The following is a 21,984-nucleotide window of genomic DNA, read 5'->3' on the forward strand; positions in this document are numbered from 1 at the left end:
TCACCGGGGCCGATCAGACGGGCTGAGGCGCCCCGCCCCCCTCGGCCGGCCCCGTGGGGGCGTCACCCGCACCCGCTTCCGCTCCGTTCGCCTGCTCCTTCCGGTCGTAGGCGACGAGCGTGAGCACGATGAGCCCGAGCACGACCATCATGAAGACGAACGCGAGCCAGCCGACCAGGCCGATGCTGAACGCCCCCAGCAGCCCGTGCACGACGGCCGCGCTGATCAGCAGGATGCGGCCGAAGCCGGCCGGCCCGCGGTCGCGCACGGCTACGCGTACGAGGACGATCGCGCACAGCGCGAGATAGAGCCCGAAGAGCGCGCCGGCTATCCATGCGGAGACGGACATGGCGCGGGGGTCGAGCCCGGCCAGGGACATGTCCTGGCGGTCGACGACCAGCCCCAGGAACCAGTTGAGCAGGGCGATACCGATCGCCTCCGCGAAAAGCACGATCGCGGCCACCCACGCCACCGGTCTGCGTGCCACCGGAACCCCACCCACTTTCGACTGCTGTTACCCCTAGTACGTTCGAGACAACGCGAACGCTACTAACGGGTAAACCTCGGGACAAGGGGTCTGCCCAAGGCAAAGAATCATTGGGCCATTCGTAGGGACTCCACAAAGAATCACGGAGTGCCGCAGCACCGTCTCACAGAGACCTAGCCCATGTCGGCGGGCTAGGGTTCGAAGCGGGAAGGCTGCGTACCCGGGCGCAACAAGGGGATTCACCACTTGAGCGCGCCTCGAATAGCGCTCCGTGTGGGCAAGCTCACTCATGGGGACGGGTCGTAAGCCCGTGTCGGCAGTCCCTAAACTCGGCTTGTTTCAAGGAGGGAGCCATCGTGCGCAAGGTGCTCATCGCCAACCGTGGCGAAATCGCTGTCCGCGTGGCCCGGGCGTGCCGGGATGCCGGTATCGCGAGCGTTGCCGTTTACGCGGAACCGGACCGGGACGCTTCGCATGTCCGGGCGGCGGACGAGGCGTTCGCGTTGGGCGGTGACACCCCGGCCACCAGCTATCTCGACATGGCGAAGGTGCTGCAGGCCGCCAAGGACTCGGGCGCGGACGCCATCCACCCCGGCTACGGATTCCTGTCGGAGAACGCGGAGTTCGCCCAGGCCGTCCTGGACGCCGGTCTGATCTGGATCGGCCCGCCCCCGCAGGCCATCCGCGACCTGGGTGACAAGGTCGCCGCCCGGCACATCGCCCAGCGCGCCGGCGCGCCGCTCGTCGCCGGCACCCCGGACCCCGTGTCCGGGTCCGAGGAGGTCGTCGCGTTCGCCCGCGAACACGGCCTGCCCATCGCCATCAAGGCCGCCTTCGGCGGCGGCGGCCGCGGCCTCAAGGTCGCCCGCACCCTCGAAGAGGTCCCCGAGCTCTACGACTCCGCCGTGCGCGAAGCCGTCGCAGCGTTCGGCCGCGGCGAATGCTTCGTCGAGCGCTACCTCGACAAGCCCCGCCACGTGGAGACCCAGTGCCTGGCCGACACCCACGGCAACGTGGTCGTCGTCTCCACCCGCGACTGCTCCCTGCAGCGCCGCCACCAAAAACTCGTCGAAGAAGCCCCCGCGCCGTTTTTGACGCCGGCCCAGAACGAGCAGCTCTACACCGCCTCCAAGGCCATCCTCAAGGAAGCCGGCTACGTCGGCGCCGGCACCGTCGAGTTCCTCGTCGGCCTGGACGGCACCATCTCCTTCCTCGAGGTCAACACCCGCCTCCAGGTCGAACACCCCGTCACCGAAGAGGTCGCCGGCATCGACCTCGTGCGCGAGATGTTCCGCATCGCCGACGGCGAGGCCCTCGGCTACGACGACCCCGCCCTGCGCGGCCACTCCTTCGAGTTCCGCATCAACGGCGAAGACCCCGGCCGCGGCTTCCTGCCCGCCCCCGGCACCGTCACCCGCTTCGCCCCGCCCACCGGCCCCGGCGTCCGCCTGGACGCCGGCGTCGAGACCGGCAGCGTCATCGGCCCCGCCTGGGACTCCCTGCTCGCCAAGCTGATCGTCACCGGCGCCACCCGCGAACAGGCCCTGCAACGCGCCGCCCGCGCCCTGGCCGAGTTCGAGGTCGAAGGCATGGCCACCGCCATCCCCTTCCACCGCGCCGTCGTCGTCGACCCGGCCTTCACCAGCGACCCGTTCACCATCCACACCCGCTGGATCGAGACCGAGTTCGTCAACGAGATCAAGCCCTTCGCCGCCACCCCCGACACGGACAGCGACGAAGAAGCCGGCCGCGAAACCGTCGTCGTCGAAGTCGGCGGCAAGCGCCTCGAGGTGTCCCTCCCGGTCTCACTGGGCATGTCCCTGGCCCGCACCGGCCTCGCCGCCGGCGCCAAGCCCAAACGACGCGCCGCGAAGAAGTCCGGACCGGCCGCCTCCGGCGACACCCTCGCCTCCCCCATGCAGGGCACCATCGTCAAGGTCGCCGTCGAGGAAGGCCAGGAAGTCAAGGAAGGCGACCTCGTCGTCGTCCTCGAAGCCATGAAGATGGAACAACCCCTCAACGCCCACCGCACCGGCATCATCAAGGGCCTCAACGCCGCCATCGGCGCCTCCATCACCTCCGGCGCCACCATCTGCGAGATCAAGGACTGACCCCGACCCGCACTCAGAGCGCCCGACACGAACGCCCGGCGGACCCCGACACGGTCCACCGGGCGTTCGCGTTGTTCCGGTCCGTGGTCCTGCCGTCGCGCGATCAGGCATCCTGGAGAGCGCGCGCACGACCAGGGAGGACCGATGACGACCGGCACGGACCAGACGGACCGGCCCCGCCCGGCCCCTTCCGTACGCCCCATGCGGGCCGACGCACGCCGGAACTACGAGCGGCTGCTCGCGGAGGCGCGTGCGGCGTTCGCGGAGCACGGCACGGGCGCGTCCCTGGAGGACGTGGCGCGGCGCGCGGGCGTCGGCATCGGGACGCTCTACCGGCACTTCCCGAACCGGCACGCGCTGATGAGCGCGGTCTTCGAGGACGCGGTGAACGATCTGCTGGCGCGCTCACGGGCGCTGCTCGCGGACCCGCAGCCATGCTCGGCGCTGGTGGCATGGCTGCGCGACATCATCACTCATGCGGGTGAGTACCGTGGGCTCTCACGGGCCCTCATGTCGGCGTCGCACGACGCCAGTTCGGCCCTGTCGCGGTGCAGTACGCCGATGCGCGAGGCGGGCCAGGCCCTGCTGTCCAGGGCGCAGCGGGCGGGCGCCGTGCGCGCGGACGTGTCGATCGGCGATCTGCTTCAGCTGACCAACGCGATCGCGCTGGCCGCGGAGGAGACCCCGGACGACCCGGAACTGGCGGATCGTTTGCTCCGGCTGACTCTGCGAGGCATCACCGCGGGCTAGCGAGCGTCCGACGGCAACCCGCAGCCGTATGGGGAGAGCTCCGCACCGGGTTCGGCCCCGCCCGGAGTGCTGCTCAGCGCCGCCGGAGGTCGGCCACCCTCACCGCACGCTCAGGGGGTGCCTGGTCGAGGGCGGAAGCGCTGCGCAGCTGGGGGCCGCCCGGGAGCTGGGTGCGGCGCTGGCCCGGCAGAGGTACGTCCCGGCGCGTCTGCCGCGCCGGGACGGGATCTCCCCCCGCCGGCCCGGTTCCGGTCGCCGAGGGTCCTGCGATCGCGATCTGCACCCCCTGGTCGGCGAGTGCCTGGAGTTCGGTGACGGCGCGGTCGTCATGGGCGGGCGGTTCGTCCGTCACGAGGCGCGTGATCACATCGGTCGGCACCGTCTGGAACATCGTGTCGGTGCCGAGTTTGGAGTGGTCGGCGAGGACGACGACCTCAGCGGCGGCCTGTACCAGCGCGCGGTCGACGGAGGCCGACAGCATGTTGGACGTGGAGAGGCCGCGTTCGGCGGTCAGACCACTGCCGGAGAGGAAGGCGCGGGAGACTCTGAGTCCCTGGAGGGACTGCTCGGCCCCACTGCCCACGAGTGCGTAGTTGGATCCGCGCAGAGTGCCGCCCGTCATGACGACCTCGACCCTGTTGGCATGGGCCAACGCCTGTGCCACCAGAAGGGAGTTGGTGACGACGGTCAGCCCGGGCACCCGCGCGAGCCGGCGTGCCAGCTCCTGCGTGGTCGTACCCGCGCCCACCACAATGGCTTCGCCTTCTTCGACGAGGCCCGCGGCGAGGTCGGCGATGGCCGTCTTCTCTGCGGTCGCGAGATGTGATTTCTGCGGAAAGCCGGACTCCCGCGTGAATCCGCCCGGCAATACCGCACCGCCATGCCGGCGGTCGAGGAGTCCTTCTGCCTCCAGTGCGCGCACGTCCCGCCGTACGGTCACTTCGGAGGTCTGGACGACGCGGGCGAGCTCCCGGAGCGATACCGCTCCATTGGCCCGCACCATTTCGAGGATCAATTGACGACGTTCTGCAGCGAACACGAAACTGACAGTAACCCCAACGACCGTCTGCTTTCAGCAGTTTGCGCCGAATAACAGAAGTTGTTCGCACGGAACCGCAGGAAGTGGTATAGACGCCTATCTCCCGCGCCTATGCCCACCGCAGGGCCGGCAACAGGCTGTGACCTGCGGGAAGTTAATCGTGTTCGGTGAAATCGCGGCCGTCAGGCTTCGTCGGCCGTCTTTCGCGTGTGCAGCTGACGCGCCACCTCGGCGATCGAGCCCGAAAGTGACGGGTACACGGTGAACGCGTTCGCGATCTGCTCGACCGTCAGGTTGTTGTCGACCGCGATCGAGATGGGATGGATCAGTTCGCTCGCGCGCGGGGCGACGACCACGCCGCCCACCACGATTCCCGTGCCGGGACGGCAGAAGATCTTGACGAAGCCGTCGCGGATGCCCTGCATCTTGGCGCGCGGGTTGCGCAGCAGCGGCAGCTTCACCCCGCGGGCGTCGATCTTCCCGGCGTCGACGTCGGCCTGCGTGTAGCCGACCGTGGCGATCTCGGGGTCGGTGAAGACGTTCGAGGAGACCGTCTTGAGGTTCAGCGGGGCCACCGCGTCGCCGAGGAAGTGGTAGACGGCGATGCGGCCCTGCATGGCGGCCACGGAGGCGAGCGCGAAGACGCCGGTCACGTCACCGGCGGCGTACACGCCGGGAGCGGTGGTCCTGGAGACCTTGTCGGTCCAGATGTGCCCGGAGTCCCTGAGCTTGACCCCGGCCTCCTCGAGGCCCATCCCGCTGCTGTTCGGGATGGCGCCGACGGCCATCAGGCAGTGGGTGCCGGAGATGACGCGCCCGTCGGAGAGGGTGACCTCGACGCGGTCGCCGACGCGCTTGGCGGACTGGGCGCGCGAACGGGCCATGACGTTCATGCCGCGGCGGCGGAAGACGTCCTCCAGGACGGCGGCGGCGTCCGGGTCCTCACCGGGCAGGACGCGGTCGCGGCTGGACACGAGGGTGACGCGGGAGCCGAGGGCCTGGTAGGCGCCGGCGAACTCGGCGCCGGTGACGCCGGAACCGACCACGATGAGCTCTTCGGGGAGCTCGTCGAGGTCGTAGACCTGGGTCCAGTTGAGGATGCGCTCGCCGTCGGGCTGGGCGTCGGGCACCTCGCGGGGGTGACCGCCGGTGGCGATCAGGACGGCGTCGGCGGTGAGGGTCTCCTCGGTGCCGTCGGCGGTGCGCACGACGACCTTGCGGGAGCCGTCGGCGGCCTGCTGGCCCTCCAGGCGGCCACGGCCGCGCATCACGCGGGCGCCTGCCCGGGTGACGGACGCGGTGATGTCGTGGGACTGGGCGAGCGCGAGGCGCTTCACACGCCGGTTGACCTTGCCGAGATCCACGCCGACGACCCGCGCGGGGCTGTCGATGTGCGGGGTGTCGTCGGCGACGATGATCCCCAGTTCCTCGTACGACGAGTCGAAGGTGGTCATCACCTCGGCCGTCGCGATCAGGGTCTTGGACGGGACGCAGTCGGTGAGCACCGACGCCCCGCCCAGGCCGTCGCAGTCGACGACGGTCACCTCCGCGCCGAGCTGGGCAGCCACGAGGGCCGCCTCATATCCGCCAGGTCCGCCACCGATGATCACGATCCGAGTCACGTACTCCATTGTCCCGCACGCTTCAAGTGCTTTCGCCCCGGGGGCCTCCGTCCGTGCGCGTCCCACGTCGGAGGGGCTTCTGTTACAGGAGAGACCCCGGCCACACCTGCCGTACCCTCGACCACATGTCGCTCTACGCCGCATACGCCGGCAATCTCGACGCGCGGCTGATGACGCGCCGCGCACCGCACTCGCCGATGCGCGCGACGGGCTGGCTCAGCGGCTGGCGGCTGACGTTCGGGGGCGAGCACATGGGCTGGGAAGGCGCGCTCGCGACCCTCGTCGAGGCGCCCCGCTCGCAGGTCTTCGTCGCGCTGTACGACATCGCACCGATGGACGAGGACTCCATGGACCGCTGGGAGGGCGTGGGGCTCGACATATACCGGCGCATGCGGGTGCGCGTGGACACGCTGGAGGGCGAGGAACCCGCCTGGGTGTACGTGCTCAACGGGTACGAGGGCGGCTTCCCCTCGGCCCGCTATCTCGGCGAGCTGGCGGACGCGGCGGAGTCGGCCGGGGCCCCTCACGACTACGTGATGGAACTGCGCAAGCGCCCCTGCTGAGCGGGCTTCGTCGGAAACGACAAGACAACGATCCCATTCCCGTGAGGTCTGTCATCTACGCGCGTAGGACCGAACCGGCTACCCTCGATCGCGTGAACGCATCTGTTACTCCGGACAACATCCAGGGCGCCGCCGGATTCGATCCCCGGCTCGCCGCCGACGCCGCCGCCACGCGCCTGCGCGAGCTCACCGGCGCCGACACCCACGACGTCGCCCTCGTGATGGGCTCCGGCTGGGCACCGGCCGTGGACGCCCTCGGCACCCCCGAGGCCGAGTTCCCCGTCACCGAGCTGCCCGGTTTCCCGCCGCCGGCCGTCGAGGGCCACGGCGGAAAGATCCGCTCGTACAAGATCGGTGACAAGCGCACCCTCGTCTTCCTCGGGCGCACGCACTACTACGAGGGCCGCGGTGTCGCGTCCGTCGCGCACGGCGTCCGTACCGCCGTCGCCGCGGGCTGCAAGACCATCGTCCTGACCAACGGCTGCGGCGGTCTGCGCGAGGGCATGCGCCCCGGTCAGCCGGTCCTGATCAGCGACCACCTGAACCTGACGGCGACGTCGCCGATCGTCGGCGCGAACTTCGTCGACCTCACCGACCTGTACTCCCCGCGCCTGCGCGCCCTGTGCAAGGAGATCGACCCCTCCCTCGAGGAGGGCGTCTACGCGCAGTTCCCCGGCCCGCACTACGAGACCCCGGCCGAGATCCGCATGGCCCGCACGATCGGCGCGGACCTCGTCGGCATGTCGACGGTCCTCGAGGCCATCGCGGCCCGCGAGGCGGGCGCCGAGGTACTCGGCATCTCCCTCGTCACGAACCTGGCGGCGGGCATGACGGGCGAGCCCCTCAACCACGAAGAGGTGCTCCAGGCCGGCCGCGACTCCGCCACCCGCATGGGCGAGCTCCTGGGCAAGGTCCTGGGCCGCATCTGATCCCGTAGAGACACGCGAGAGGCTGGACGAACCGTGACCTTGCAGGACACCGAACTGCTCGCCAGGGCCGAGGCCTGGCGGGCCGAGGACCCCGACCCGGAGACCCGCGAGGAGCTGGCGAAGCTCATCGGGAGCGCCGACACCAAGGCGCTCGCCGAGCGCTTCGCCGGCACGCTCCAGTTCGGCACCGCGGGTCTGCGCGGTGAGCTCGGCGCGGGCCCCATGCGGATGAACCGCTCCGTGGTCATCCGCGCGGCGGCGGGCCTCGCCGCGTATCTCAAGGGCAAGGGCGAGGCGGGCGGGCTCGTCGTCGTCGGATACGACGCGCGCCACAAGTCGGCGGACTTCGCGCGGGACACGGCGGCCGTCATGACGGGCGCCGGCCTGCGCGCCGCGGTGCTGCCGCGCCCGCTGCCCACCCCGGTCCTCGCCTTCGCCATACGGCACCTGGGCGCGGTCGCGGGCGTGGAGGTCACGGCCAGCCACAACCCGCCCCGCGACAACGGCTACAAGGTCTACCTCGGCGACGGCTCCCAGATCGTGCCGCCCGCGGACGCCGAGATCGCGGCCGAGATCGCGGCGATCCGCACCCTCCACGACGTACCCCGCCCGGACTCCGGCTGGGAAACGCTCGACGAGGACGTCCTGGAGGCCTACCTGGCCCGCACGGACGCGGTCCTGGCCCCGGACTCCCCCCGCACGGCGCGCACGGTCTACACGGCCATGCACGGCGTCGGCAAGGACACCCTGCTCGCCGCGTTCGCACGAGCGGGCTTCCCCGAGCCCGTCCTCGTGGCCGAGCAGGCGGACCCGGACCCGGACTTCCCGACGGTGGCGTTCCCGAACCCGGAGGAACCGGGCGCGATGGACCTGTCCTTCGCGGCGGCCCGGACCGCGGACCCCGACCTGATCATCGCGAACGACCCGGACGCGGACCGCTGCGCAGTCGCCGTGAAGGACGGCGAAGACTGGCGGATGCTGCGAGGCGACGAGGTGGGCGCACTGCTGGCGGCCCACCTGGTGGCGCGCGGGGCGAGGGGCGTTTTCGCGGAGTCGATCGTGTCGTCCTCGCTCCTGGGCCGGATCGCCGAAAAGGCGGGCCTCCCCTACGAAGAGACCCTGACGGGCTTCAAGTGGATCGCCCGGGTGGACGGCCTGCGCTACGGCTACGAGGAGGCGCTCGGCTACTGCGTGGACCCCGAGGGCGTACGGGACAAGGACGGCATCACGGCGGCGCTGCTGGTCACCGAGCTGGCGTCGACACTCAAGGAACAGGGCCGCACCCTGCTGGACGCGCTGGACGACCTGGCGGTGGCGCACGGCCTGCACGCGACGGACCAGCTGTCGGTACGGGTGGACGACCTCGCGATCATCACCAAGGCGATGGCCGCGCTCCGCGAAGCACCGCCGGCCGAACTGGCAGGCCTGCGGGTGGCGCGGGCGGAGGACCTCACCCAGGGCACGGCCACACTCCCGCCGACGGACGGCCTGCGCTACACGCTGGACGGCGAGTACCGGGCCCGGGTCATCGTCCGCCCGAGCGGCACGGAGCCCAAGCTCAAGTGCTACCTGGAAGCGGTGATCCCGGTGGAAGCGCACTCAGACCTCGCGTCGGCCCGAGCAGAGGGCACACGGGTACTGGACGCGATCAAGCGGGACCTGTCGGCGGCGGCCGGAATCTGAAACAGGGCAGACAAAAGGCCGGGGTCGAGAGCGACCCCGGCCTTTCCCGTCCCTGAGCTCAACCGATCACAAGCAGAATGGCCATCAGAACCGCGCCCACGACCGCGGGCGCAATGATCTCGTAGGACCAGCGGACCGAAGGCTCGCCCTGCGCGGACGGCTTGTCGGCGCGGTCCCGGGCCAGCTCGCGGATCTCGTCCAGCGACTGATCGCCGGCGGCCTTGCGGGGCACGAAATCGGCGGCCCCGTCGAGGCCCCTGCCCTTACGTCCACCCGTGCGGCGATTGGCCTTCTTACGAGCGCGCATGGAGACGGGAATGGCCCAGAGCTGGTACTTGTCGCCGCCCTCGGTGAAGACCTCGCTGGAGTAGCTGGCACGCAGATCGGCGACGGACGCCCAGGGCAGGGTGATCACACGGAACGGATTACGGACGCGCAGCCGGTCCTCATTCGCGTACACCGCGGGCCGGATCGTGAAAGCCACGACGAGCGGCACGACGAGAAGCAGCCCTGCGACGGCCAGCCAGGCGGTGCGGGCGTCGCCGTTGACCAGGGCGTCGAAACCGAGCCAGGCCCCCATCACGAGCAGCAGGACGCCACCTGCGATACCGGCGGGAGAACGGTAGGCCCGCTCCGCCGCCACGGGTTCCGTGACGGAGGGCTGGGAGTCCGGGGTCTTCATACACCGATGATGCCTGAAGCCGGGAAGAACGTTGATTACGTCCTGAGAACAACCACAGAGCCCGGAACCCCCACCGCCGATCAGCAGCGCACAAGAAGCGCCCCCAGGACCGACAGCCCCCACCGAACGGACAGCCGCGCACAAAACGCGACCCGAGGACCGGCAGCCCCACCGCGCGGGGACAGCCGCATACGAGACGGGAGGGGACGCGGGGGCATGTGCGCGCGCAGCCACCAGCACCACGTACAGGCAATCAGCTCGCCGACGTGCACCCGTAGAACAGCGAGCACGTACATGCCCCCGCGTCCCCGCACCCGAAAACGAACCTGAGCAGGCACCGACCTGGCACCCGAGACGCACATCACCCGCACCCAGCCGCCCTCAAAGAAACGCACCCGAGCAGCCCACCAAGCAGACACCCAAAACCGCACCTCAGCAGTACCGACCGACCCCGGCACCCAAATCCGCACCCGAGCAGCCCGCCCCGCACCCCGCACCAAACCACCCCCACACACCCGCACCCGCACCCGCACCCGCACCCGCACCCAAGGGCACCGCCACCCGCCCCCGCGAGAGACCCACCACTCACCCCTCCCCCTGTACAGCAGCTACGCGCGTAGATATGCTCCCCTCGTGACCATGCCCACTGCACCCGCACCCGCATTCGCCGACGCGGTCGCCTCGGACCGTTCGCTGCGTCGCTTCCTTCACGGGCTGCCCGGCGTCGACACGGTCGGCCTGGAGGCTCGCGCCGCGTCCCTCGGCACGCGGTCGATCAAGACGACGGCCAAGGCGTACGCCATCGACCTGGCGATCTCGATGATCGACCTGACGACCCTCGAAGGCGCCGACACCGCCGGCAAGGTCCGCGCGCTCGGCGCGAAGGCCGTGCACCCGGACCCCACCGACCGTACGACTCCGCGCACAGCCGCCGTCTGCGTCTATCCGGACATGGTGGCGACGGCCAAGGAGGCCGTGGCCGGGAGCGACGTGAAGGTCGCCTCCGTGGCCACCGCCTTCCCGGCGGGCCGCGCCGCCCTGGAGGTGAAGCTCGGGGACGTCCGCGAGGCGGTCGCCGCCGGAGCCGACGAGATCGACATGGTCATCGACCGCGGAGCGTTCCTCGCGGGCCACTACCTCAAGGTGTACGAGGAGATCGTCGCCGTGAAGGAGGCCTCGGGCGCCGCGCGCCTCAAGGTCATCTTCGAGACGGGCGAGCTGTCGACGTACGACAACATCCGGCGTGCGAGCTGGCTGGGCATGATGGCCGGGGCGGACTTCATCAAGACGTCGACCGGCAAGGTCGGGGTGAACGCCACCCCGGCGAACACCCTGCTCATGCTGGAGGCGGTGCGTGACTTCCGCGCCCAGACGGGCGTACAGGTAGGTGTGAAGCCCGCCGGAGGCATCCGTACGACCAAGGACGCGATCAAGTTCCTCGTGCTGGTCAACGAGACCGCCGGCAGCGACTGGCTGGACAACCACTGGTTCCGCTTCGGCGCTTCGAGCCTGCTCAACGACCTGCTGATGCAGCGCCAGAAGCTGAGCACCGGCCGCTACTCCGGCCCCGACTACGTCACGGTGGACTGACCCATGACTTTTGAGTACGCACCCGCACCGGAGTCCCGCTCCGTCGTCGACATCGCGCCCAGCTACGGCCTGTTCATCGACGGCGAGTTCGTCGAGGCGGCCGACGGCAAGGTCTTCAAGACGGTCAGCCCGTCCACGGAGGAGGTCCTCTCCGAGATCGCCCAGGCGGGCGAGGCGGACGTGGACCGCGCGGTGAAGGCGGCCCGCAAGGCGTTCGAGAAGTGGTCGGCGCTGCCGGGCGCGGAGCGCGCGAAGTACCTGTTCCGGATCGCGCGGATCATCCAGGAGCGCAGCCGCGAGCTCGCGGTCCTGGAGACGCTGGACAACGGCAAGCCGATCAAGGAGACGCGCGACGCGGACCTCCCGCTGGTGGCGGCGCACTTCTTCTACTACGCGGGCTGGGCGGACAAGCTCGGCCACGCGGGCTTCGGCCCGGACCCGGCGCCGCTGGGCGTCGCGGGCCAGGTCATCCCGTGGAACTTCCCGCTGCTGATGCTGGCGTGGAAGATCGCCCCGGCGCTGGCGACGGGCAACACGGTCGTCCTGAAGCCGGCCGAGACGACCCCGCTGTCCGCGCTCTTCTTCGCGGACATCTGCCGCCAGGCGGGCCTGCCCAAGGGTGTGGTGAACATCCTCCCGGGCTACGGCGACGCGGGCGCGGCGCTCACGGCGCACCCCGACGTGAACAAGGTGGCGTTCACCGGCTCCACCGCGGTGGGCAAGGCGATCGCCCGCCAGGTGGCCGGCACCGACAAGAAGGTCACGCTCGAACTGGGCGGCAAGGGCGCGAACATCGTCTTCGACGACGCGCCCGTCGACCAGGCGGTCGAGGGCATCGTCACGGGCATCTTCTTCAACCAGGGCCAGGTCTGCTGCGCGGGCTCACGCCTCCTGGTCCAGGAGTCGGTGGCCGACGAGGTGCTGGACGCGCTGAAACGCCGCCTCACCACCCTCCGCCTGGGCGACCCGCTGGACAAGAACACCGACATCGGCGCGATCAACTCCGCGGAGCAGCTCGCGAGGATCAAGGCGCTCGCGGACACCGGCGAGGCCGAGGGCGCGGAGCGCTGGTCGGCGCCGTGCGAACTCCCGGACAGCGGCTACTGGTTCGCGCCGACGCTCTTCACGAACGTCACGCAGGCGCACACGATCGCGCGGGACGAGATCTTCGGCCCGGTGCTGTCCGTCCTCACGTTCCGCACTCCGGAGGAGGCGGTGGCGAAGGCGAACAACACGCAGTACGGGCTCTCGGCCGGCATCTGGACGGAGAAGGGCTCGCGCATCCTCTCGGTCGCGAACAAGCTCCGGGCGGGCGTCGTCTGGGCCAACACGTTCAACAAGTTCGACCCGACCTCGCCGTTCGGCGGCTACAAGGAGTCGGGTCACGGCCGCGAGGGCGGCCGCCACGGCCTGGAGGCATACCTCGATGTCTGAGCGACTCACAGTCCTGAAGACCTACAAGCTGTACGTGGGCGGGAAGTTCCCGCGTTCCGAGAGCGGCCGGGTGTACAAGGTGTCGGACTCGAAGGGCAAGTGGCTGGCGAACGCCCCGCTGTCGTCCCGCAAGGACGCGCGTGACGCCGTGGTGGCGGCGCGCAAGGCGTTCGGTGGCTGGGCGGGCGCGACGGCGTACAACCGCGGGCAGGTGCTCTACCGCGTGGCGGAGATGCTGGAGGGCCGCCGCGACCAGTTCGTGCGGGAGGTGGCGGACGCCGAGGGCCTGTCGAAGTCCAAGGCCGCGGCCGTCGTGGACGCGGCGATCGACAGGTGGGTCTGGTACGCGGGCTGGACGGACAAGATCGGCCAGGTCGTCGGCGGGGCGAACCCGGTCGCGGGCCCGTTCTTCAACCTGTCCACGCCCGAGCCGACCGGCGTGGTGGCCGTGCTGGCCCCGCAGAAGTCGTCGTTCCTGGGCCTTGTCTCGGTGATCGCCCCGGTGATCGCGACGGGCAACACGGCCGTGGTGATCGCGAGCGAGACGTCCCCGCTGCCCGCGCTGTCGCTCGGCGAGGTGCTCGCCACGTCCGACGTGCCGGGCGGTGTCGTGAACGTCCTGTCCGGCAGGACGGCGGAGATCGCCGCGCCGCTGGCCGCGCACCAGGACGTGAACGCGATCGACCTGACGGGCGCGGACGCAGATCTGGCCCGCGACCTGGAGATCGCTGCGGCGGACAACCTGAAGCGCGTGCGCCGTCCCCAGGCTGTGGACACGGACTGGACGACGGACCCCGGCACGGACCGGCTCACGTCGTTCCTCGAGACCAAGACGGTGTGGCACCCGACGGGTTCGCTCGGCGCCTCGGGCTCTTCGTACTAGGCCGGAAGCCGAAGCCGGACCCGGCCCGAAACCCGAAACCCCGGCCCTCCTCCGTCCAGGAGGGCCGGGGTTTCGTCATGCGGTCGAGGCCGAGGCCGAACTCCCAGGTGGGGTCGCCCTTGTGGGCGGCGCCCAGCCCGTGGTGCTGACAGTTCGGGTAACGGCCCGTACTCGTCAGGTAGTTCATCTCCGGGGCCGGCGAGGCCGGCCCGGTCCGGACGAGAGGCCCTAGCCCGGGAGCAGGGAGCTGGCCGGTCCGACCAGGGGGAGGTCGGCGAGGGCGCCGCCCCTGGCCACGGGACCGGTCGCGGCGGCCGTGGTCACCGGCTTGAAGTCGGCGACCTGGGTGCCGACCACGTTGTCGAGCGGATCGACCCCGGTACCGGAGAGCGGGTTGAGCTTCAGGTGCTTGACCGGGGCGAGACCCCCGTTCGCGGCGGTCGTGAGCGCCCCCGCCACCGCTCCCCCGGCCGCCGCCGTGTCGAGGTCGCCGACCGGCGAGGCGAGCGGCGCGGAGGCGGGCTCCGCAGCGCCGGCGCTCACCGCACCCCCGCCGAGCGCCGCCCCCGCGGCGGTGAGGGTGAGCCCCGCGCGCAGCACCGCACGCTGGGCCGCCGAGGACTTCTTCGCTGAGTGTCGTGCCATGAAGTGCCGCCCGTTTCCGGTACCGGCGGCCGGTTGGTCCGCCGCCGCAGATCGAGTAATCGTACGCGTACGCAGAGTAGTTGAGGCGCGGCTGTGCCACAAAGGCCGACCCGCAGGGTCCACCGGGGGCGGAGGATGCAGCACACTGGTGTCTCGTGAGTTCCCATCCCTCGATACCGACCCGGGTCGTCCTGCTGGCAGGCCCTTCCGGCTCCGGCAAGTCGTCGTTCGCGTCCCGCTCCGGGCTCCCCGTGCTGTGCCTGGACGACTTCTACAAGGAGAGCGACGATCCGACGCTGCCGCAGGTGCCGGGCAGCTCGGACATCGACTGGGACTCTCCCCGCTCCTGGGACACGGAGGTGGCCGTCGCCGCGATCGCGGAGCTGTGCCGCACGGGCCGCACCCGCGTTCCCGTCTACGACATCGCGACCAGCTCGCGGGTGGGCGAGGAGACGCTCGACATCGAGCGCACGCCGCTGTTCATCGCGGAGGGCATCTTCGCCGCGGACATCGTGGAGCGCTGCCGGGACCTCGGCCTGCTCGCCGACGCGCTGTGCCTGCGCGGCCGCCCGTCCACGACGTTCCGCCGCCGGCTCCTGCGGGACCTCAGGGAGGGCCGCAAGTCCGTGCCGTTCCTGCTGCGCCGCGGCTGGCGCCTGATGCGCGCGGAGCGCGGCATCGTGGCGCGCCAGACGGCGCTCGGCGCGCACGCGTGCGGCAAGGAGGAGGCACTCGGCCGCCTCGCCGCGGCCGCCGCGGGCCGTTGCGTGAAGGCCCGCGCCGAGGCGTGAGCGGCCCGCGCATCCCGTACGCATGAGAAACGGGACCGGAGAGACCCCCCGGCCCTCCGGTCCCGCTTCGTTCCCCCGTGAAGATCCCCCATGATCCCCCCGGTACCGCTCCCCCGTACCACCGTCGCGTCCCCCCGGAGCGACGGCCCGCCCCCTGCCTTCAGGCCACCAGCTCGCCGAAGGACTCCTCCAGGTCACGGCCGAAGCTGAGGACCTCGTCCTCGCGCAGCCGGCGCAGGGAGCGCCAGATGCTGGACTTCACCGTGCCGACACTGATGTCGAGGATGTCCGCGATCTCGGGGTCCGTACGACCCTCGTAGTAGCGCAGTACGAGCATCGTGCGCTGCGTTTCGGGGAGGCGGGCCAGGGCCTGCCAGAGAACCGCGCGCAGCTCCGTGCCGCGCATCGCGTCCGTGTCGCCCGCCGTCTCCGGCAGTTCCTCGGTCGGGTACTCGTTCAGCTTGCGGCGGCGCCACGCGCTGATGTGCAGATTGGTCATGGTGCGGCGGAGGTAGCCCCCGACCGCCGCCTTGTCGCTGATCCTGTCCCAGGCGCGGTACGTCGAGAAGAGGGCGCTCTGGAGCAGGTCCTCGGCCTCGAACCGGTCACCGGTCAGGTGGTAGGCGGTTGCGTACAGGGAGGCGCGGCGTTCCTGGACGTAGGCCGTGAACTCGGCCTCCGACAGGGACTTCTTCCGCTCCCCCGATTCCTCCCCGTACGCGGCTCCCCCGTCGGACACCGCCTGGTTCGCGTCAACCACCGTCATGTACGCGGTGTGCTGACGCCCGGTGCCGCGAGCGCACCCCCGCCCGCTCACGGCACCGGACAACTCGTGCTTCCCGGAACCGGGACTCCGCACGAGAGCGTCATGAAGACGTGTGACAACTGCGCCAGTGGTGGTGCTGTGCAGCGTGTTCATCTCGCGCCCCCCGTCGTGGAGTCTCGGTTTCCCGTGGCTCGTAAGGACTTGCGTCCTTGCGATGTCCAAAAGCTTGCCCGGGTCACTTCATGACGGTGTCCGTCGACTGTCACAGACCTGTCACAGGGCCCGGGCGTGTGCGAGTCGTGTGTGGATGGGGCCCGATGCCGCCTCATTACGAGCTTGGGAGCGCTCCAACGGTCGAACTTGAGCCGTGCCATGGGACAGAATGACGTCTGTGCCTTCCCTGTTGCTGATCGAGGACGACGACGCCATCCGAACGGCCCTGGAGCTCTCTCTTACGCGCCAGGGCCATCGGGTTGCCACCGCTGCCACCGGAGAGGACGGTCTGAAGCTGTTGCGTGAGCAGCGGCCGGACCTGATCGTGCTGGATGTGATGCTGCCCGGCATCGACGGGTTCGAGGTGTGCCGGCGTATCCGGCGCACGGACCAGTTGCCGATCATCCTGCTCACGGCGCGCAGCGACGACATCGATGTGGTGGTCGGGCTGGAGTCCGGCGCCGACGACTACGTCGTGAAACCGGTGCAGGGGCGGGTGCTCGACGCCCGGATCCGCGCGGTGCTCCGGCGGGGCGAGCGGGAGGCCAACGACGCGGCGTCGTTCGGCAGTCTCGTCATCGACCGGGCCGCGATGACGGTCACGAAGAACGGCGAGGACCTCCAACTGACGCCCACGGAGCTGCGATTGCTCCTCGAGCTGAGCCGCAGGCCGGGCCAGGCGCTGTCGCGGCAGCAGCTGCTGCGCCTGGTGTGGGAGCACGACTACCTCGGTGACTCGCGGCTCGTCGACGCGTGTGTGCAGCGGCTGCGCGCGAAGGTCGAGGACGTGCCGTCGTCGCCGACGCTGATCCGTACGGTGCGCGGGGTCGGATACCGGCTGGACACGCCTCAGTGAGTGATGCGCACGACCGGCTGCGGGGGTGGGCCGCGGCGAAGAAGGCGATACTCGCCGGCCTGCGCTTCACGAGCCTGCGGCTGCGGCTCGTCGTCGTCTTCGCCCTGGTGGCGCTGACCGCGGCGGTGTCGGCGTCGGGGATCGCGTACTGGCTGAACCGTGAGGCGGTGCTGACCCGGGCGCAGGACGCGGCGCTCAGCGACTTCCAGCAGGAGATGCAGAACCGCGCCGCGGCGCTGCCCGAGCATCCGACGCAGGGCGAGTTGCAGCATGCCGCGAACCTGATGGCGAGCAGCAGCCAGCACTTCAGTGTGCTGCTGATCAGCGACGACAAGGACGGCCGGCGGATCGCGGGCAACTCCGACCTGGACGCGATCACGCTGGACGAGGTGCCGCGTTCGCTGCGGGACGCGGTGAACAGGGAGCAGCCCCTCACGGACGGCAACAAGCACCCGTACCACCTGTACTGGCAGCGGATCGTCAGCAATGACACGCCGTATCTGGTCGGCGGGGCACGCGTGATCGACGGGGGGCCGACGGGCTACATGCTCAAGTCCCTGGAGCCGGAGGCGAAGGATCTCAACTCCCTTGCCTGGTCGCTCGGGATCGCGACGGCGCTCGCGCTGGTCGGTTCGGCGCTGCTCGCGCAGGCCGCGGCGACGACGGTGCTCAAGCCGGTGCACCGGCTCGGGCGGGCGGCCCGGCGGCTCGGGGAAGGGAAGCTGGACACGCGTCTGCGGGTGTCCGGTACGGATGAACTGGCCGATCTTTCCCGGACGTTCAACCGGACCGCGGAGAATCTGGAGAAGAAGGTCGCCGACATGAGTGCGCGCGAGGAGGCGTCGCGGCGCTTCGTCGCCGACATGTCGCACGAGCTGCGTACACCGCTGACCGCGATCACCGCGGTGACGGAGGTGCTCGAGGAGGAGCTCGACGCGGAGACCGGTTCGGTCGACCCGATGATCGAGCCGGCCGTGCGTCTCGTGGTGAGCGAGACGCGCCGGCTGAACGACCTGGTGGAGAACCTGATGGAGGTGACCCGCTTCGACGCCGGCACCGCCCGGCTCGTCCTCGACCACGTCGACATCGCCGACCAGATCACGGCCTGCATCGACGCCCGCGCCTGGCTCGACGCGGTGGACCTGGACGCGGAGCGCGGCATCATGGCCCGCATCGACCCGCGCCGCCTCGACGTCATCATGGCGAACCTGATCGGGAACGCGCTCAAGCACGGCGGCTCGCCGGTGCGGGTGTCCGTGCGGCTTGCGGACTCGGCGCTGGTGATCGAGGTGCGCGACCACGGGCCCGGCATCCCGCAGGACGTGCTCCCGCATGTCTTCGACCGGTTCTACAAGGCGAGCGCGTCGCGGCCGCGTTCGGAGGGCAGTGGGCTCGGGCTCTCGATCGCCCTGGAGAACGCGCACATCCACGGCGGCGAGATCACGGCCGCCAACTCCCCCGAGGGCGGCGCCGTGTTCACGTTCCGGCTGCCGCTCGACGCCTCACAGCTGACGCTGCCGCCCGAAGACGAGGGCGCCGTCGGTGACGGTTCCGGTGAGGAGGGCGGCGCGCGATGACCGCACGCAAGGCAGGACGGCGTCACGCGGTGCTGGGTGCGGCGGTTCTCGCCGTGCTGCTCGCCGGGTGCGGGATCAGGCCTACGGAGGTGCCGACGGACTTCGGGGCCGCGCCGTCACGGGTGCCGTGCACGCTGTCGGGGCCCGGTCTGGAGACGCGCTCGGGCGGCGAGTTCGCCGTGCAGGTGTATCTGGTCTGTACGTCGCAGCTGGTGAGCGTCGACCGGTCGGTGACCCTGCCGAAGGGGCGGGGCGCCTCGGACCGGGTGAGGCTCGCGCAGGCGCTGCTCGACGAGCTGGAGCAGTCTCCGGGCGGCGCCGAGCGGCAGGCGGGGTACACGACGGACGTCCGTCCCGGGATGACCGTCTCGGGGCCGGGCAAGGGTGACCCGGACGACGCGCTGCGGCTGAGCGTCCCGCCGGACGACCTCTCGCCGTACGCACTGGCCCAGATCGTGTGTACGTATGCGAACGGCGGGGCCACGGCGAAAGACGACAAGGTCGTGCTCGGCGGGCCGGGTGACGACGCTCTGCGCGCGTACGACTGTTCTCCGGAGATGCGGACGCGGCCGGGGCTCGTCCCGGCGCCCGCCGAGACGGTCGGCTGACGGGGGCGGGCGCGGTGGTCGCGGGCGGACGCCGGCGACGCGGAACCGATCGTCCCGCCGTCCGCGTCTTGGGGGGCGTGCAGCGCCATCGCCCGGGCGGCTCCAAGGCCGCCATCCGCTTCCGTACGGCAGGGATAGTCCTCCTTGCCGCGCATCTGCTTCTCGTCTGCTGGATCACGCTGCGACCACTGGACGTGCCGTGGGTCAGCGCCGCGAACCTGCATCCGTTCGCGGGGATCAGGGCGGATCTCGCGCTCGGCCCGGCGGAGGCGGTGCGGCGGATCGGCAAGGAGCTGCTGCTGCTCGCCCCGCTGGGGGTGCTGCTGCCGATCGCCGGGGGGCGGCTCCTCGTCTCGCCGCTGGGTTCGCTGGTGCGTACGGTCGCCGCCGGAGCGCTGCTCTCGCTCGGCATCGAGCTGCTGCAGACCGGGGTGCCGGGGCAGGTCGTGGACATCGACTCGCTGTTCCTGAACACGCTGGGCGTGGCCCTCGCGCACGCGGCCGTGGTGCCGACCCTCAGGGGCAGGCTCCGCCGCAGGACCGAGGTCACCCCCCTCCCCCGGGAGGAGCCGTCTCAGGGGCGGACCCCGACGATTTCCAGGGTCGGCGTCGCCCCGTGAGCTGACGCTTCGCCCGGTTCGTCACCGTAGCTTTGAAGCCATCAGAGACGCCCCGGCCGAGGGGGCGCCTCACCGCTACGGTTCGCGAAGGAGCCCACCATGACCGCCCTTGCCCGCCCCACGAACGGACGGATGATCGGCGGAGTGTGCGCAGCGCTGGCAAGGCGCTTCGGCACCTCCGCGACCACGATGCGCGTGATCTTCGTGCTCTCGTGTCTGCTTCCCGGTCCCCAGTTCCTGCTGTACATCGCGCTGTGGATCCTGCTGCCGAGCGAGGGCAAGGTCCGCCAGGCGTGGTGACGACGGAATCCGCAGGCTGATGTACGACAAGGAGGGGCGCACCCGCGCGAGCGGGTGCGCCCCTCCTGTGTGTCGTGCGTGTGCCGTGTCGGGTGGGTCAGCCGACGGGCAGGGCACCGCCGGCGGGCAGCGACTTGACGGGCAGGCCGCCGAGGAGGCCGGAGACCGGGTCGCTGCCGTTGGTGGGGAGGGCCTTCTGGACGGCGGGCGCGGCGGCGTTCAGGCCACCGGCGACGGCGTTCTTGCCGGCGGTCAGGGACTCGGTGCCGGCGGGCACCACCTGCGCGACCTGCCCGGCGGGGAGCGTGCTGGTCACGGTGTCCAGGGCCGAGCCGGCGTCCGGGAGGGCGGGGGCGGCGGAGGCGGCACCGGCGCCCGCGGCGGCGAAGGCGGCACCGAGGGCGGCGACACCGAGGGTCTTGACGGCAGACTGCTTCATTGTGAAATGAGTCCTCGTGAACGGGGGCTTGAGCGGTCCACGACCGTAAACATGCGTCAGGGCGCGTTGCAAACAGCGAATTACGCGCGGAAGCGGCCGGGAGACAATGTTCCCGGCCGCTTCGGATTCGCACAAAAAGGCGCTACTGCGCGACAGAACCCCTGGTCGAGGCGGTCTGACGGAACAGCCATTCGGATTTCAACTCGGCATATCCCGGCTTGATGACGTCATTGATCATGGCCAGTCGTTCATCGAAAGGAATGAATGCTGATTTCATCGCATTGACAGTGAACCACTGCATGTCGTCGAGCGTGTAGCCGAAAGCGTCGACCAGGTGCTCGAACTCACGGCTCATGCTGGTGCCGGACATGAGGCGGTTGTCCGTGTTCACCGTGGCACGGAAGTGCAGCTTGCGGAGCAGGCCGATGGGGTGGGCCTCGTAGGAGTCGGCGGCGCCCGTCTGGAGGTTGGAGCTCGGGCACATCTCCAGGGGGATGCGCTTGTCACGTACGTAGGAGGCGAGACGCCCGAGCTCGACCGTGCCGTCGTCCTCGACCTTGATGTCGTCGATGATCCGCACGCCGTGACCGAGGCGGTCGGCGCCGCACCACTGGAGCGCCTGCCAGATGGAGGGCAGGCCGAAGGCCTCGCCCGCGTGGATCGTGAAGTGGTTGTTCTCGCGCTTGAGGTACTCGAAGGCGTCGAGGTGGCGGGTGGGAGGGAAGCCGGCCTCGGCGCCCGCGATGTCGAAGCCGACGACTCCGGTGTCGCGGTAGCGGTTGGCGAGTTCGGCGATCTCCAGGGCGCGGGCCGCGTGCCGCATGGCGGTGAGCAGGGCGCCCACGCGGATGCGGTGGCCGTTGGCCTTGGCGCGCCGCTCGCCTTCCCGGAAGCCCGAGTTGACCGCCTCGACGACCTCTTCGAGGGTGAGGCCCTGTTCGAGGTGCTGCTCGGGGGCGTAGCGGATCTCGGCGTAGACGACGCCGTCCTCGGCGAGGTCCTCGGCGCACTCGGCGGCGACCCGGAACAGCGCCTCGCGGGTCTGCATGACGGCGCAGGTGTGGGCGAAGGTCTCCAGGTAGCGCTCGAGGGAGCCGGAGTCGGCGGCCTCGCGGAACCAGATGCCGAGCTTGTCGGGGTCGGTCTCCGGGAGGTTCTCGTAGCCCTGCTCCAGGGCGAGTTCGACGATGGTGCCGGGGCGAAGCCCGCCGTCGAGGTGGTCGTGCAGCAGCACCTTGGGGGCGCGAACGATCTGCTCGGGGGTCGGAATCTGCGAGTTTCCGCTGGTCTGGCTCGTCATTTCCGCACTCTAACGCCTACGCGCGTAGATACCGGGTGGCGTCCGCCTGTCGATACGTAACAGTGACCCTGCGGACGGGTGGCGTACACCGCGCCT

At 70.5% G+C, this 21,984-nt stretch carries 22 protein-coding genes; 14 read left to right on the plus strand and 8 right to left on the minus strand.

The window, feature by feature from the left end:
• Positions 1–13: 13 nt before the first annotated feature.
• Complete coding sequence (locus OHO83_RS19180) at positions 14–487, minus strand: hypothetical protein (protein WP_266673569.1); 474 nt, start codon at positions 485–487, stop codon at positions 14–16.
• A 356-nt stretch (positions 488–843) separates the two neighbouring features.
• Between OHO83_RS19180 and OHO83_RS19185 the strand changes: the two genes are divergently transcribed.
• Positions 844–2,598: an acetyl/propionyl/methylcrotonyl-CoA carboxylase subunit alpha gene (locus OHO83_RS19185; protein ID WP_266673568.1), complete on the plus strand. Its 1,755-nt coding sequence runs from the start codon at positions 844–846 to the stop codon at positions 2,596–2,598.
• 201 nt (positions 2,599–2,799) lie between these two features.
• Positions 2,800–3,348 (plus strand): TetR/AcrR family transcriptional regulator, encoded by a 549-nt coding sequence (locus OHO83_RS19190; RefSeq protein WP_443066099.1) that lies wholly within the window; start codon positions 2,800–2,802, stop codon positions 3,346–3,348.
• Positions 3,349–3,421: 73 nt separating this feature from the next.
• Here the strand turns inward: OHO83_RS19190 and OHO83_RS19195 are convergent, their stop codons facing one another.
• Positions 3,422–4,387, minus strand: a complete 966-nt coding sequence (locus tag OHO83_RS19195; RefSeq protein ID WP_266673566.1) for a DeoR/GlpR family DNA-binding transcription regulator — start codon at positions 4,385–4,387, stop codon at positions 3,422–3,424.
• 182 nt (positions 4,388–4,569) lie between these two features.
• A complete protein-coding gene (locus OHO83_RS19200) occupies positions 4,570–6,018 on the minus strand; it encodes an NAD(P)H-quinone dehydrogenase (RefSeq protein ID WP_227296939.1) in 1,449 nt (482 codons plus the stop codon).
• 116 nt (positions 6,019–6,134) lie between these two features.
• On the opposite strand from OHO83_RS19200, the gene OHO83_RS19205 reads away from it, so the two are divergent.
• From OHO83_RS19205 to OHO83_RS19215, 3 genes are all read left to right on the plus strand, one after another.
• The gene (locus tag OHO83_RS19205; RefSeq protein WP_116510652.1) at positions 6,135–6,572 is read left to right on the plus strand and encodes a gamma-glutamylcyclotransferase; all 438 of its coding nucleotides are present in this window, start codon (positions 6,135–6,137) and stop codon (positions 6,570–6,572) included.
• 92 nt (positions 6,573–6,664) lie between these two features.
• Positions 6,665–7,501, plus strand: a complete 837-nt coding sequence (locus OHO83_RS19210) for a purine-nucleoside phosphorylase (RefSeq protein ID WP_266673565.1) — start codon at positions 6,665–6,667, stop codon at positions 7,499–7,501.
• A gap of 39 nt (positions 7,502–7,540) precedes the next feature.
• Entirely contained in the window at positions 7,541–9,184 is a 1,644-nt protein-coding gene (locus tag OHO83_RS19215; RefSeq protein WP_329437752.1) for a phospho-sugar mutase, read from the plus strand.
• Between the two features lie 58 nt (positions 9,185–9,242).
• On the opposite strand, the gene OHO83_RS19220 is transcribed toward OHO83_RS19215, so the two are convergent.
• Positions 9,243–9,866, minus strand: coding sequence for a PH domain-containing protein (locus OHO83_RS19220; protein ID WP_330279660.1), 624 nt, complete (start codon positions 9,864–9,866; stop codon positions 9,243–9,245).
• Between the two features lie 639 nt (positions 9,867–10,505).
• Here OHO83_RS19220 and deoC point away from each other — a divergent pair.
• Genes deoC through OHO83_RS19235 form a run of 3 tightly spaced genes read left to right on the plus strand, consistent with a single transcriptional unit; the run spans position 10,506 to position 13,773 of the window.
• A complete protein-coding gene (gene deoC, locus OHO83_RS19225; RefSeq protein ID WP_116513451.1) occupies positions 10,506–11,456 on the plus strand; it encodes a deoxyribose-phosphate aldolase in 951 nt (316 codons plus the stop codon).
• A gap of 3 nt (positions 11,457–11,459) precedes the next feature.
• Entirely contained in the window at positions 11,460–12,890 is a 1,431-nt protein-coding gene (locus OHO83_RS19230; protein WP_266673563.1) for an aldehyde dehydrogenase family protein, read from the plus strand.
• On the plus strand, positions 12,883–13,773 hold the full coding sequence (locus tag OHO83_RS19235) for an aldehyde dehydrogenase family protein (protein WP_330279661.1): 891 nt from the start codon (positions 12,883–12,885) through the stop codon (positions 13,771–13,773). The genes OHO83_RS19230 and OHO83_RS19235 overlap by 8 nt, the downstream gene beginning before the upstream one ends.
• 228 nt (positions 13,774–14,001) lie before the next feature.
• Here OHO83_RS19235 and OHO83_RS19240 read toward each other — a convergent pair whose 3' ends face one another.
• Positions 14,002–14,418 carry a hypothetical protein gene (locus tag OHO83_RS19240; RefSeq protein WP_329434170.1) on the minus strand — a complete coding sequence of 139 codons (417 nt, stop codon included), beginning with the start codon at positions 14,416–14,418 and terminating at the stop codon, positions 14,002–14,004.
• Between the two features lie 155 nt (positions 14,419–14,573).
• Here OHO83_RS19240 and OHO83_RS19245 point away from each other — a divergent pair, with 155 nt between their 5' ends.
• Entirely contained in the window at positions 14,574–15,209 is a 636-nt protein-coding gene (locus OHO83_RS19245; RefSeq protein ID WP_330279662.1) for a uridine kinase family protein, read from the plus strand.
• A 160-nt stretch (positions 15,210–15,369) separates the two neighbouring features.
• Here OHO83_RS19245 and OHO83_RS19250 read toward each other — a convergent pair whose 3' ends face one another.
• On the minus strand, positions 15,370–16,128 hold the full coding sequence (locus OHO83_RS19250; protein ID WP_329434172.1) for a SigE family RNA polymerase sigma factor: 759 nt from the start codon (positions 16,126–16,128) through the stop codon (positions 15,370–15,372).
• Between the two features lie 238 nt (positions 16,129–16,366).
• On the opposite strand from OHO83_RS19250, the gene afsQ1 reads away from it, so the two are divergent.
• From afsQ1 to OHO83_RS19275, 5 genes are all read left to right on the plus strand, one after another.
• Positions 16,367–17,044 (plus strand): two-component system response regulator AfsQ1, encoded by a 678-nt coding sequence (gene afsQ1 / locus OHO83_RS19255; RefSeq protein WP_030682803.1) that lies wholly within the window; start codon positions 16,367–16,369, stop codon positions 17,042–17,044.
• Complete coding sequence (locus OHO83_RS19260; RefSeq protein WP_329434173.1) at positions 17,041–18,621, plus strand: HAMP domain-containing sensor histidine kinase; 1,581 nt, start codon at positions 17,041–17,043, stop codon at positions 18,619–18,621. The genes afsQ1 and OHO83_RS19260 overlap by 4 nt, the downstream gene beginning before the upstream one ends.
• Positions 18,618–19,229 (plus strand): hypothetical protein, encoded by a 612-nt coding sequence (locus OHO83_RS19265; protein ID WP_330279663.1) that lies wholly within the window; start codon positions 18,618–18,620, stop codon positions 19,227–19,229. Before OHO83_RS19260 ends, OHO83_RS19265 begins: the two co-directional genes overlap by 4 nt.
• Positions 19,230–19,306: 77 nt before the next feature.
• Positions 19,307–19,849 carry a VanZ family protein gene (locus OHO83_RS19270; protein WP_266673556.1) on the plus strand — a complete coding sequence of 181 codons (543 nt, stop codon included), beginning with the start codon at positions 19,307–19,309 and terminating at the stop codon, positions 19,847–19,849.
• A 99-nt stretch (positions 19,850–19,948) separates the two neighbouring features.
• Positions 19,949–20,149: a PspC domain-containing protein gene (locus tag OHO83_RS19275; protein WP_100594716.1), complete on the plus strand. Its 201-nt coding sequence runs from the start codon at positions 19,949–19,951 to the stop codon at positions 20,147–20,149.
• 97 nt (positions 20,150–20,246) lie between these two features.
• Here OHO83_RS19275 and OHO83_RS19280 read toward each other — a convergent pair whose 3' ends face one another.
• Together OHO83_RS19280 and OHO83_RS19285 are read right to left on the minus strand one after the other, a co-directional pair.
• The gene (locus OHO83_RS19280; protein ID WP_266673555.1) at positions 20,247–20,588 is read right to left on the minus strand and encodes an ATP-binding protein; all 342 of its coding nucleotides are present in this window, start codon (positions 20,586–20,588) and stop codon (positions 20,247–20,249) included.
• A gap of 142 nt (positions 20,589–20,730) precedes the next feature.
• Positions 20,731–21,888 (minus strand): adenosine deaminase, encoded by a 1,158-nt coding sequence (locus tag OHO83_RS19285; protein ID WP_266673554.1) that lies wholly within the window; start codon positions 21,886–21,888, stop codon positions 20,731–20,733.
• Between the last annotated feature and the right edge of the window lie 96 nt (positions 21,889–21,984).

The sequence above is a fragment of the Streptomyces sp. NBC_00569 genome (genome assembly GCF_036345255.1).
Classification (GTDB): Bacteria; Actinomycetota; Actinomycetes; order Streptomycetales; family Streptomycetaceae; genus Streptomyces.